The organism is Streptomyces sp. NPDC028907 (assembly GCF_055564995.1).
Map to the genome: position 1 here is coordinate 395053 of NZ_JBVHVE010000009.1, position 12207 is coordinate 407259.

Consider the following 12207-nt stretch of genomic DNA (forward strand, 5'->3'; position numbering starts at 1 on the left):
GATTCAGCGGCGCCGTCACTGAATGCGTTCTCTTTCTTCTATTGGACCTTGCGCGACGCGGCGGCCAGGCTGGTGTCGCTCCGGTTCCCGCACGACAGCCGAGAACACGACAGCCGAGAAGAGGGGTCACGAGCCCATGCACACCCGCCGCATCGGGGACGTCGAGGTCAGCGCGATCGGGCTGGGCGCGATGCCCATGTCCATCGAGGGCCGCCCGGACGAGGCACGCTCCCTCGCCACCATCCACGCCGCGCTCGACGCCGGCGTGACCCTGATCGACACCGCGGACGCCTACCACCGGGACGCCGCGGAGGTCGGTCACAACGAGACCCTGATCGCCAAGGCCCTCGCCTCCCACGACCTGGGCAAGGACGTCCTGGTCGCCACGAAGGGCGGCCATCTGCGCCCCGGCGACGGAAGCTGGACGCTCGACGGCAGCCCCCGGCACCTCAAGGAGGCCTGCGAGCAGTCCCTGCGCCGGCTCGGCGTCGAGGCCATCGGGCTCTACCAGTTCCACCGCCCCGACCCCCGGGTGCCGTACGCCGAGTCGGTCGGCGCCGTACGCGACCTGCTCGACGAGGGCAAGATCCGGATGGCCGGGATCTCCAACGCGAACCCGGACCAGATCAGGCAGGCGAACGACATCCTCGGCGGCCGGCTGGTCTCCGTGCAGAACCAGTTCTCCCCGGCGTTCCGCTCCAGCGAGCCGGAGCTGCGCCTGTGCGACGAACTCGGTGTCGCCTTCCTGCCCTGGAGCCCGCTCGGCGGCATCTCCCGGGCCCGTGAACTGGGCTCCGCCTACGCCCCGTTCGCGCGGGTCGCCGAGGCCCACGGGGTGAGCCCGCAGCGGGTGTGCCTGGCCTGGATGCTCGCCAAGTCGCCCGTCGTCGTGCCGATTCCCGGATCGAGCCGGCCGCAGACCGTCCTGGACTCGCTCGCCGCGACCGAACTCGTGCTGACCGCCGAGGAGCTCGCGGAGCTGGACGCCGTCTGAACCATCCCCGGGATCCGTTCCAAATGCGCTTGTACTCCCCTTCGGGACGAGGTAGGAAAGCGCTTGCTATGCAGGTTTCTGCATCTCATCCGGAACCCTGGGAAGGACAACGCCGATGGCGTCGTCACACGAGAGGCCGCTCGAGCACCGCTACCGCGGTGAACACCCCGTACGCACCCTCGCCTACCTCTTCCGCGCCGACCGCCACCGCCTCGCGGCGGCGGTCGCCGTGTTCACCGTCAAGCACAGCCCGGTCTGGCTGCTGCCGCTGATCACCGCGTCCATCATCGACACCGTCGTCCAGCACCAGCCGATCAGCAGGCTCTGGCTGAGCACCGGCGTCATCATGCTCATCCTGCTGGTCAACTACCCCCTGCACGTGCTGTACGTCCGTCTGCTCTACGGCAGCGTGCGCCGGATGGGCACCGGCCTGCGCTCCGTGCTGTGCACCCGTATGCAGCAGCTCTCGATCGGCTACCACTCGCGCGTCAGCGCCGGTGTGCTCCAGGCCAAGGTCGTGCGCGACGTGGAGACCGTTGAGCAGATGGTCCAGCAGACGGCGGAGACAGGGCTCGGCGCGGGCACCGTGCTCATCGGCGGCCTCGTCATCATCGCGATCCGCACACCGGAGTTCGTGCCCGTCTTCCTCGTGATCGTGCCCGCCGCCGCACTCGTCGTCGCCCGCCTGAGGGCTCGCCTGCGCACCCACAACGAGCACTTCCGCCACGAGGTCGAGACCCTGTCCTCCCGGGTGACGGAGATGACCCGCCTCATCCCGGTCACCCGCGCCCACGGCCTGGAGGGCAAGGCGCTGCGCCGCATGGACGGCACCCTGCACCGGCTGCTGACCTCCGGCATGCGCCTCGACCTGGTCAACGGCCGCTTCGGCTCGCTCGCCTGGGTCGTGCTGAACGTCGTCGGCGTCCTCGTCCTCGCCGGCGCCGCGCTGATCTCGTACTACGACGTCTGGGGCGTGACCGCCGGTGACGTCGTGATGCTGAGCGCGTTCCTGACCACCCTCACCAACTCCACGACGACGTTGGCGGGCCTGGCCCCGGTCATCACCAAGGGCCTGGAGTCCGTCCGTTCCGTAGGCGAGGTGCTCCAGGCCCCCGAACTGGAGGACAACGACGGCAAGGCGGAACTCACCTCGCTGCGCGGCGCGGTGACCTTCGACAACGTCGGGTTCGCGTACGAGGAGAACGGCCGGCCCGCCGTTCGGGACTTCAGCCTCTCCGTCACCCCGGGGGAGACCATCGCCCTGGTCGGCGCGTCCGGGGCCGGCAAGTCCACCGTGCTGAACCTCGTCATCGGCTTCATCCGCCCGACCTCCGGCCGGCTGGAACTCGACGGCACCGACATGAACACCCTCGACCTGCGCACCTACCGCCGCTTCGTCTCGGTCGTGCCGCAGGAGTCGATCCTCTTCGACGGCACCGTCCGGGAGAACGTCGCCTACGGCATGGACGACGCCGACGAGGAGACGGTGCGCGCGGCGCTGCGCGACGCCAACGCGCTGGAGTTCGTCGACCGGCTCCCGCAGGGCCTCGACACCCTGGTCGGCGAGCGCGGGGCCCGGCTGTCCGGCGGACAGCGGCAGCGGCTGGCCATCGCCCGGGCCCTGATCCGGGACCCGAGGGTGCTCGTCCTCGACGAGGCGACCTCGGCCCTGGACACCCGGTCCGAGGCGCTGGTCCAGCAGGCCCTCGCCCGCCTCCTGCACGGTCGTACCACCTTCGTGGTGGCACACCGGCTGTCCACCGTGCGCGGCGCGGACCGGATCGTGGTCATGGGGGAGGGCCGGATCCAGGAGATCGGCACCCACGAGGAACTCCTGCGCCGCAAGGGGGCGTACACGGCCCTGCACAGCGGGCAGGTCGCCTGACGCATGTGTGCCGCCCGCTCCACCTTGCGAGGGAGCGGGCGGCACCGCGCGGCTACCGCCGGTCGGTCACCCGGCCCAGCTCGATCCGGTCGATGTCCGGCGCCCAGGCCGTCGCGTTGCCGAACGTCACCTTGTTGGAACCCTTCTCCAGGTCGACGGGGACGCCCAGCGTCCAGTAGTCGTCCGAGCTCCACGTGTTCTTGAAGGTGACCTTCACCGGCGCCGCGTTCCCCACGGTGATGTCCGCGGTGCGGGACATGATGTCCGTGTTGTAGGCGTGGCCGTTGTCCCGCCGGTCGTTGTGCGCGTAGTGGACGACCAGCAGATAGCGGCCGGAGCTGGGCGCCCGCACGGTGAACTCGGCGGTGCTGGACGGGCTGTTGCCGAGCTTGCCGATGTAGGAACCGGCCGAGGCGTGGACGGAGTCGACCAGTTCGGCCCCGCCCTTGAGGACGGCCGCCCGTCCCTCGTAGGAGAGGGTGCCGGAGCTCGATCCGGCGCCCGAGACCTCCAGCGAGCGGACGGCGGCGTGCCGGGCGGTCACCGTGACGCGGTTGTTGCCCGCCATGAGGTACAGCCGCAACGGCCGGCCCGGCGCGGCCGCCACCGTCTCACCGTGCAGGGAGAGGTTCACCGCCGCCGACGCCCGCGGCACCACCGTGAAGTAGCCGTCGCGCGGCGCGTACACGTCGAAGACCGCCTTGTCGCCGGAGCCCAGTACGAGGGCGCCCGTGCCCACTCCCGCCGAGGACGAGTAGTCGTACGACGGACTGCCGCCGATGTCCGCCAGCGTGGCCTCGTACGACGCCGAGGGCGCCCCCTTGCGGGCCGTCAGGTCGATCCGGTCGAGAGTGACCTCGGCGTCGCCCTTCGCCAGCGTCAGCACATGGGTGCCCGCCTTGAGCCTGACCGTGACATCCCGCTTGGCGCGGTAGGTCCAGTTCTCCGTTGAGGGGTAGGTGACGGTGGCCGCCTCCGCGCCGTCGATCGACAGCTTCTGGGTGGCCGGGCCGCCGGACTGGTTGCCGTACAGGATCGCCAGGTCGTACGCCCCGTCGCGCGGCACCGTGACCGTGAAGTCGACCCTGCTGGTGGCCTGGTTGAGCGAGCCGACGTCCTTCGTGCCGGAAGCCGCGTAGCCGTTGGCGTTCTCGACGGTGCCCTGGGTGTAGACCTTGCCGTCGGTGATGGCGGCCGACTCGGCCTCGTACGACGCCGACCAGGGGACGGAGACGGGGGAGGGGCTGCCCGTGCCGCCGGGCGTCAGGACGATCCGATACGCGGACATCTTCCGCATGCCGCGCAGCGGGACGGTCACCGAACCGTCCTCCGCCACCTTCACCTTCGTACGGGCGAGGACCTGCGGCGTCGCGTGCTGCCCCTCGTAACCGGACCAGGCGGCCTCGGCGACGGTCGCGGTGACCGTGCGGCCGAAGACGGAACGGGGCACGTTGCGGACGACGACGTCGGAGTCGCCCGCCGAACCGCCGAGGAGCACCTGCGCCTGGCGCCGGCCCGGGTCCACGGAGGCCAGGCCCTGGAGGGTGTCGATGGTGTTCGGCCGCGCCGGGGTCACCTTCACGGTGTCACCGGTCATCCCGGCGTACCAGCGGAAGAACCACCAGCCGCCGTTGGGGATGTTGGAGCGCACGACCTGACCGCTGAGGTTGCCGGCCGCGTCCCAGTACGCCATGTTCGCGTACACCTTGTTCCGCTCGAACATCGAGACCCACTGGACGAGCTGGCCCGGGACGGAGAGGTCGCGGCGGTTGGCGTACTCGTCGATGTTGATCTTCAGCGGGGCGATGCCCGCTTCGCGTTCGAGCTTGCGGTAGTCGTCGTAGTGCGCCTGGAAGTCGCGCAGCGAGCCGGAGCCCAGCTCGTGCCAGGTCATCACCTGCGGCAGGACGTTCTCCCGCTTGGCGAAGGCGAGGAAGTCCTTGAGCAGCCGGGAGTGGTACGCGGCCTCGTTCGGGCCCGCGATCCTCGCGTCCGGGTCGATCGCGCGGATGCGCTCGTACACCGTCTTCCAGTCCTTGAAGAACCGGTCCCGGTTGGCCTCGTACTGGGCCTGGTCGGCGACGCCGAGCTTGTACCAGATCTGATCGGGCTCGTTGAACGGGATGTACACGAACCGCTCGCTGTTCGGGTCCGCCGCCACCTCCTTGGCGATCTTGTCGACCTTGGGGAGGTAGTCGTCGATGCCGAGGTCCTCGTACGGCCACTTGGCGTAGATGTCCTGCATCATCACGTTGATCTCGCCGCCGCCGTTGCGGAAGAACGACTTCGAGACGGTGAGCGCGTCGCCGTTGGGATGCTGGGCGCCGCCCTCCGGCTTCTGCGAGACGCTGGTGACCTTCAGCGGTGCCAGCGCGGCGTCGCTGGGCACCCCGTCGTCGCTCAGCCCGTACAGCGCGCCGTTGGCGCCGAGCATCACCGGCCCCTCGGAGGCCGACAGGTCGACGGTGAGGCGCTGCGGGTCGGCAGCGGCCGCTGGGCCCGCGGCGGGGAGAGTGGCTGCCATGGTGGCTGCTCCAAGTGCGGCTGATATCAAGGCGGTTCTGGCACGCGATCCCGTACGGAATCTCGTACGGGGTCGGGTACGGAGTCGGTCGAGGGTTCGTGTGCGGGCGGGGGTGATCACTCTGCTGGACCTCCGGTCACTTGACGGCTCCACTGGTGATTCCGGACACGATCTTTCGCTGGCCGACGAGGAACACGACGACCATGGGCAGGCTCATCACCACGACGTACGCGAAGACGAGATGCCAGTTGTTGAGGTAGAGCTGGGCGGAGGCGACCTGGTAGAGGTTGAGCGGGAGGGTGGCACGCTCGCCGCCGCCGAGGACGAAGAAGGCGTAGAAGACGTCGCTCCAGGCGTACAGCATCACCATGATCGTCGCGGTGGCGATCACCGGGCGCAGCAGCGGCAGGACGATCCGCCAGAAGATCCGCGACGGCGTCGCCCCGTCCATCCGGGCCGCCTCCTCCAGCTCCAGCGGGATGGCACGGATGAAGCCGGTCATGAAGAAGATCGACGTCGACAGGTACATGCCGGTGTAGACGGCGATCATGCCGGGCCGGGTGTTGGACAGGCCCAGCTGCCGCAGCTCCATCACGATGGTGATGACGGCGGGCGGCAGCAGCAGTCCGCTGATGCAGAGCGCGTACGCCGCCGACACCAGCTTCGACTTGCGGCGCGCGAAGACCCAGGCGGCACCCGCCCCGAGGAGCAGGACGAGGAGGACCGAAGGCAGCACGACCAGCAGGGAGTTGAAGAAGCCGCGGAGCATCTCGCCCTGGCTGACGGCGTCGGCGTAGTTGTCGGCGGGCTGCCATTGGCGCGGCAGGTCGAGGTTGGGCCTGATGGCCTCCGCCTGCGGCTTGGCGGAGGTGACGACGACCAGCCACAGCGGTACGCCGACGGCGAGCCCGGCGAGCAGCAGCACCAGGGCAGGGCGGCCGTACCGCCACGCGACGGACGGGTTCACAGCAGCTGCTCCCTTCGCCGCAACCCGACGACCAGCGGGATCGCCACCGCGACCACGACCAGGAAGAGGACGAGGCTCATCGCGGAGGCCTGGGCGTACAGGCCCTGTCCGAAGATCCGGAACATGTAGATGTTGAAGACCTCGGTGGAGGCGGCGGGCCCGCCGCCGGTCGTGGCCTGCACGATGTCGAAGGTGTTCATCGAACCGATCAGCGCGGTGGTCACGTTGAAGGTGACGGCCGGCGCGAGCATCGGCCAGCGCACCGACCAGAACGTCCGCCACGGCCCGGCGCCGTCCATCCGGGCGGCTTCGAGCATGTCGCCGGGGATGCCCTTGAGCCCGGCCAGATAGATCAGCATGGACAGGCCCATCCACTTCCAGCCGTGGATGAGGGTGACGACGACCAGCGTCCAGGTCGTCGAGCCCAGCCACGGAATGTCCGTCCCGAGCACGGAGTTGACGGCTCCGTCCTGGTCGAGGAGCGCCTGGAAGACGTAGCCGGTGGCGAGCGCCGAGATCAGCACCGGCAGGAAGAACACCGCGCGGAAGAACCGGTTGAAGCGGCTGTCGGCCTCCAGCAGCAGCGCGAGCCCCAGCCCGAAGCCGTTCTGGAACAGCGCCGCCAGCAGGGCGTACAGCAGGGTCGTCCGGATCGCGCGGAGCAGTGAGCCGTCGTCGGCGATCGTCTTGAAGTTGTCCAGGCCGGTGAAGGCGATGTCCGCGTGGTACGAGGACCAGTCGGTGAACGGGTAGTAGAAGTTCAGCAGGTTCGGCACCAGGAAGAAGCCCGCGAAGACGACGATCGCGGGGAGCGCGAACCACCAGGGGTGGTGCACGGCGGCGCGCGGCAGCCGCCCCACCTTCCTCGGCGGGCCCGCCGCCGACTTGGGCTCGGCTCGTACGGCTGTGTGAGTCATCGTCAGAACCCGGACGCACCCTGGGCCTTGGCGACCTGCGCGAACTGGTCCTGGATCGCCTGGGCGACCTGCTGCGGGTCCTTCTTGTCGAAGATCATGTCAGCGAGGTAGAGGTGGGTGTCCGGTGCGACGATCGCCTTGGCCTGGAAGACACCGATGGCGGTGGGCAGCGCCGCGACCTGCGCCTTGGACGTCTGCGGCAGCCCGTCGGGGGTGGGCACGGACGGCTGCACGGACGGGATCTTCATCGCCTTGATGTAGTCGGCGTAGTCCGGGCCGAGCCAGAAGGCGAGGAACTGCCGGGCCGCGTTCTGCCGCTTCTCGTCACCCGTCTTGAAGGCGACCACACCGTTGGTCTGGTCGGGCGAGTACATGCCGGTGGCGGCCGAGTTGGCGATCGGGAACCAGCCGATCCTCTCGTCGATCTCGGCGGTGGAGTACTTGGCCTGCAACTGGCTCTGGAAGGAGGTGACGTTGAGGACCATGCCGGCCTCGCCCTTCCACAGTGCGTCGGCCTGTCCGGTGAAGGTGCCGGTCCGGTAATTCTTCTGGGCGAGCCCGGCGTCGAGCAGCTTCTCCTTGTACTTCTTGATCGCGCCTACGACGACCGGGTCGGTCCACTTCTCCTGATTCTTGTTCAGCCCGTCCCACCACTGCTGGTCGAGGTCGGTGAGCTGGACCTGCATCTGCCACTGAAGGGGCCACTTGTCGCCGCCGGCCTCGTAGAAGGCGGCCGCGTCCGACTTGTCGACCACCTTGTGGCCGAGGGCGAGCAGCTCGTCGTACGACTTCGGGAAGTCCTTCTCGGAGAGCCCGGCACGCTTGAAGACGTCCTTGTTGTAGTAGACGCCGAGCATGGCGGGGCTGGTGACGATCGCCGCGTACCGCTTGCCGTCGATCATTCCGAGTGACTTCTCGGTGTCGCCGAGCTTGGCCTCCCACGGCTCGCCGTCCAGGGTGAGGAGGTTCCGCTGCGGCTGGACGAACGGCAGCGTGGAGATGGACGGCTGCCAGAACATCAGGTCCGGGCGGTCGCCGGAGGCCAGCTTGGTCGGCACGTTCTGCTCGTACAGGTCAGGGATCGCCTGGGTCTCCACCTTCGCGCCGGTCGCCTTCTCGAAGGCGTCGATGACCTGCTTCGGCGCGTTGACCGTGTTCTGCGCGGTCCACATCGTCAGCTTCACGCCGTCCAGCCGGGCGGTCGGGTCGACGGCCGTCCGCTTCCCGTCCGTGCCGGAGTCACCGGAACCGCCGGCCGTGGGGTCGCTGCACGCGGTGGCGGCGAGGCCGAGGGCACATATCAGCGCCAGGGCGGGGAGAGCTCTTGTCTTCATCACGTGCCTTTCGCGAACGGGTGGTTCAGGAAGCAGGAATCAGAACAGCGGTGCTCGTGCGATGCGTTCGGGACCGTCCGGCGCGAGGGCGGACCGTGCGACGCGGTCAGGGGGCGTGCGATGAGTCGAGGGGGTGTACGGCAACTTGTGGGGCCGTGCGGCGAGTCGACGGGCTGGGCGGCGAGTCGTTGGACCGCGGCGGCGCGTTCAGGCGCTCCCCGGTGGCGGCCCCGAGCTCTCCCGCACCACCAGCTCCGGCACGGACACGGGATGCGGGGCGATCTGCGCGGCCTCTTCCAGCACCCCGTGCAGCAGGGCGAACGCCGCCCGACCGAGCCCGGTGAAATCCAGCCGTACCGTCGTCAGGGACGGCGTCAGATACGCGGAGTGCGGCGCGTCGTCGAACCCCGCCACGCTCACCTCGCCGGGGACGGCGCGACCCGCCTCGTGCAGCGCCCGCAGCACGCCCAGCGCGAGGTCGTCGTTGCCGCACAGGATCGCCGAGACCGCCGGGTCCCGTGCGAGCTTCCGGCCCGCCGCATGACCCTCCGCCGGACCCCAACTGCCCTGCACCGGCCGGGGTTCGGGCGCTCCGGCCTCGCGCAGCGCCTGCCGCCAGCCGCTGGTACGGGCGCTGGTGCGCCGGGTGCTGGACGGGATGGCGACGTAGTGCACGGTCTCGTGGCCGAGGGAGAGCAGATGGCGGGTCGCCTGGTAGGCGGCCTCGCGGTCGTCGGTCCACACCCAGGGCCGGCCGGGGTCGGGGGTGCTCGCGGGGGTCTCGACCACGCCGACGACCGGCAGTTCGGCGGGGACGGCGCCGAGTGCCTTCACTCCGGCCGGGTCGTAGGCGATCACGATCAGTCCGCCGCCCGCGTCCGCCGCCCGCCGCACCTCGGCGGCGACGGCCGCCTCGTCCGCCGACTCCAGCACGCCGATCCCGACCGCGTAGGACTCGGCTCGGGCGGCCTCCTCGATGCCCTGGAGGATCGAGGCGTAGCCGTAGTGCGTGGTGTTCGCGGTCAGCACGGTCACGGCCCTGCTGCGTCCGCTGGCCAGGGCGAGCGCGGTGGCGCTGCGCCGGAAGCCCAGCTCGTCGATGGCGGCGAGCACGCGCTCCCGGGTGGTCGGCCTGACGCTGGGATGGCCGTTGATCACCCGGGAGACGGTCTGGTACGAGACGCCGGCGGCCGTCGCGACGTCCCTGATGCTCGCCGGGCGCCTTGTGTGACCGGTCACATTCATGCCAGGATTGTGACCGGTCACATGGGGACCGTCAAGAGACCGTAACGAGGGATTCACTAAGGGGAGCACCTTGACCGGTACGGCCGGCGCGGAACTCAACGGCACACAAGGCACCTTCACTTGGGGGCACGTGGCCCTGGAGGCCGAGTTCGCCACAGCGTCCGACGGGAGCCTGCGGCTGGTCCGGCTCGGTGACGGCGAGCCAGTCCATCCGGAATCCGCCCTCCCCCTCGTCGAGCTCACGGCCTTCGGGCACGGCAGTGCCTGGTCCGGCCCGCGCTTCACCGGTTCGGCCCTCGGCGCGCGGCTGAAGTACCGGGACCGGCACAGTGGGCTACGGGGCGATCAGGAGTGGCTGACGCTCGAACTCCACGACCCCACCACCGGGTTGACGGCGTTCGTCGAGTTGACGTCCCCCGGTGGACTGCCGGTGCTGCGCTCGCGCGTCCGGCTCCGCAACGACGGCCGGGAGCCCCTCGTCGTGCAGTCCGTCAGCAGCCTGCTCCTCGGGGGTCTGCCCGCACCGGACGCCCTCGACGTGCACCGGGCCCGCAACGACTGGCTCGCGGAGTGCCGTTGGTACAGCGAGCCGCTGCGGGACACCGTCGCCGACATCAACGTCGGCGCCCATCAGCACGACAGCCGGGCCGCCCTCGTGCTCGCCGGGCGCGGCAGCTGGCCCACCGACGGTCACCTGGCGATGGGGGCGCTGACGGAGCGGGGGAGCGGCCGGACCTGGCTGTGGCAGATCGAGTCCCCGGCCGGCTGGCGCTGGGACCTGGGCGAGAGCGGCGGCGGCACCTGCCTGGCGCTGAACGGCCCCACGGACGCGGCGCACCAGTGGCGGGTCCGGCTGGCGCCGGGCGAGGAGTTCACCACCGTGCCGGGGGTCCTGGCCCTGGGCGCCGGGTTCGACGAGGCCGTGGGCGCGCTGACCGCGTACCGCCGCGCCGTACGCCGCCCGCACCCCGACCACACCACGCTCCCGGTCGTCTTCAACGACTACATGAACACGCTCATGGGCGACCCGACCACCGAGAAGCTGTTCCCGCTGATCGACGCGGCGGCCCGGGCCGGCGCGGAGTACTTCTGTGTGGACGCCGGCTGGTACGACGACTCCAAGGACGGCGACTGGTGGGACACCGTCGGTGCCTGGCTGCCCTCGGCGCGGCGCTTCCCCGACGGCGGTATCCGGGCGGTCCTGGACCGGATCCGGGAGCGCGGCATGGTGCCCGGGCTGTGGCTGGAGCCGGAGGTCGTCGGAGTGCGCAGCCCGGTCGCCGCGGCCCTGCCGCCGGACGCCTTCTTCCGGCGCGACGGCGTACGCCTCACCGAACAGGGCCGCCACCAGCTCGACCTGCGCCATCCGGCGGCCCGCGCACACCTCGACAAGGCGGTGGACCGCATCGTCGGCGACTGGGGCGTGGGCTACCTCAAGCTGGACTACAACATCGTGATCGATCCCGGCACCCTCGCCCCCGGGGACCTCGCGCCGGGCGCCGGGCTGCTCGGCCACGCCCACGCCTACCTGGACTGGCTCTCCGAGGTACTGGACCGGCACCCCGACCTGGTGATCGAGAACTGCGCCTCGGGCGGCATGCGAATGGACGGGGCCACCCTCGCGGTCACCCAGCTCCAGTCCACCAGCGACCAACAGGACCCCCTGCGCTACCCGCCCATCGCCGCCGCGGCGCCCACCGCCGTACCGCCCGAGCAGGGCGCGGTCTGGGCCTACCCGCAACCCGGCTACGACGACGACCTGATCGCCTTCACCCTGGGCGGGGCCCTCCTCGGGCGGATCCATCTGTCCGGCCATCTGGACCGGATGTCACAGCGTCAACTCGGCCTCGTGCGGGACGCGGTGACCACGTACCAGGCGATCCGCCCGGAGCTGGCGCGTAGCGTGCCGTTCTGGCCGCTCGGATTGCCCGGGTGGACGGACGAGTGGCTGGCGCTCGGGATGCGGTCGTCCGACGACCGTACGTCGTACCTCACCGTCTGGCGGCGCGGCGGCGAGCCCGAACTGCGGCTACCGGTAGGGCACTTGGCGGGCCGGGAGGTCCATGCGGAGATCCTGCACCCGTCGCCGGCGCCCGGTGCGGCGGCCGGTTCGGCCCTCTGGGACGGGGACGGCCTGCGGGTGTCGCTGCCGCGCACGCCCGCCGCAGTGCTGGTCCGTCTCGTCGCGTGCTCGCCGAGCGGGGCGTGACCCGCAAGACAACAGAGATATAACAACAGGCAACTAAGAGCTCGTAACACGATCTTGTGATGGGGTGCTGGCGGGCGTGTCCGGTGTGACCGTTCGGCCGTTCGTGGGTGTGTGAGCAACAAGCCGTGGATC

The 12207-nt window shown here is 70.3% G+C and carries 8 protein-coding genes; 3 read left to right on the top strand and 5 right to left on the bottom strand.

Annotation, left to right across the window (positions count from 1 at the left end):
- Nucleotides 1-136: 136 nt before the first annotated feature.
- Nucleotides 137-994 carry an aldo/keto reductase gene (locus ACZ4UU_RS28285; protein ID WP_471906167.1) on the top strand — a complete coding sequence of 286 codons (858 nt, stop codon included), beginning with the start codon at nt 137-139 and terminating at the stop codon, nt 992-994.
- A gap of 115 nt (nt 995-1109) precedes the next feature.
- Nucleotides 1110-2879 (top strand): ABC transporter ATP-binding protein, encoded by a 1770-nt coding sequence (locus ACZ4UU_RS28290; RefSeq protein WP_471906168.1) that lies wholly within the window; start codon nt 1110-1112, stop codon nt 2877-2879.
- A gap of 52 nt (nt 2880-2931) precedes the next feature.
- Here ACZ4UU_RS28290 and ACZ4UU_RS28295 read toward each other — a convergent pair whose 3' ends face one another.
- The 5 genes from ACZ4UU_RS28295 to ACZ4UU_RS28315 form a co-directional block, all read right to left on the bottom strand.
- Nucleotides 2932-5403 (bottom strand): CBM35 domain-containing protein, encoded by a 2472-nt coding sequence (locus tag ACZ4UU_RS28295; RefSeq protein WP_471906169.1) that lies wholly within the window; start codon nt 5401-5403, stop codon nt 2932-2934.
- Between the two features lie 136 nt (nt 5404-5539).
- Complete coding sequence (locus tag ACZ4UU_RS28300) at nt 5540-6370, bottom strand: carbohydrate ABC transporter permease (protein WP_471906170.1); 831 nt, start codon at nt 6368-6370, stop codon at nt 5540-5542.
- Nucleotides 6367-7287, bottom strand: coding sequence for a carbohydrate ABC transporter permease (locus ACZ4UU_RS28305; protein WP_471906171.1), 921 nt, complete (start codon nt 7285-7287; stop codon nt 6367-6369). The genes ACZ4UU_RS28300 and ACZ4UU_RS28305 overlap by 4 nt, the downstream gene beginning before the upstream one ends.
- A gap of 2 nt (nt 7288-7289) precedes the next feature.
- Nucleotides 7290-8621, bottom strand: coding sequence for an ABC transporter substrate-binding protein (locus tag ACZ4UU_RS28310; RefSeq protein ID WP_471906172.1), 1332 nt, complete (start codon nt 8619-8621; stop codon nt 7290-7292).
- A gap of 207 nt (nt 8622-8828) precedes the next feature.
- Nucleotides 8829-9866: a LacI family DNA-binding transcriptional regulator gene (locus ACZ4UU_RS28315; protein WP_471906173.1), complete on the bottom strand. Its 1038-nt coding sequence runs from the start codon at nt 9864-9866 to the stop codon at nt 8829-8831.
- A gap of 70 nt (nt 9867-9936) precedes the next feature.
- Between ACZ4UU_RS28315 and ACZ4UU_RS28320 the strand changes: the two genes are divergently transcribed.
- Complete coding sequence (locus ACZ4UU_RS28320; protein WP_471906174.1) at nt 9937-12075, top strand: glycoside hydrolase family 36 protein; 2139 nt, start codon at nt 9937-9939, stop codon at nt 12073-12075.
- Nucleotides 12076-12207: the final 132 nt, after the last annotated feature.

What these genes read in the sequence shown, in the direction of transcription:
- ACZ4UU_RS28310 (WP_471906172.1), bottom strand. Translation starts at nt 8,621, where the DNA reads ATGAAGACAAGAGCTCTCCCCGCCCTGGCGCTGATATGTGCCCTCGGC.
- ACZ4UU_RS28305 (WP_471906171.1), bottom strand. Translation starts at nt 7,287, where the DNA reads ATGACTCACACAGCCGTACGAGCCGAGCCCAAGTCGGCGGCGGGCCCG.
- ACZ4UU_RS28290 (WP_471906168.1), top strand. Translation starts at nt 1,110, where the DNA reads ATGGCGTCGTCACACGAGAGGCCGCTCGAGCACCGCTACCGCGGTGAA.
- ACZ4UU_RS28285 (WP_471906167.1), top strand. Translation starts at nt 137, where the DNA reads ATGCACACCCGCCGCATCGGGGACGTCGAGGTCAGCGCGATCGGGCTG.
- ACZ4UU_RS28295 (WP_471906169.1), bottom strand. Translation starts at nt 5,403, where the DNA reads ATGGCAGCCACTCTCCCCGCCGCGGGCCCAGCGGCCGCTGCCGACCCG.
- ACZ4UU_RS28315 (WP_471906173.1), bottom strand. Translation starts at nt 9,866, where the DNA reads ATGAATGTGACCGGTCACACAAGGCGCCCGGCGAGCATCAGGGACGTC.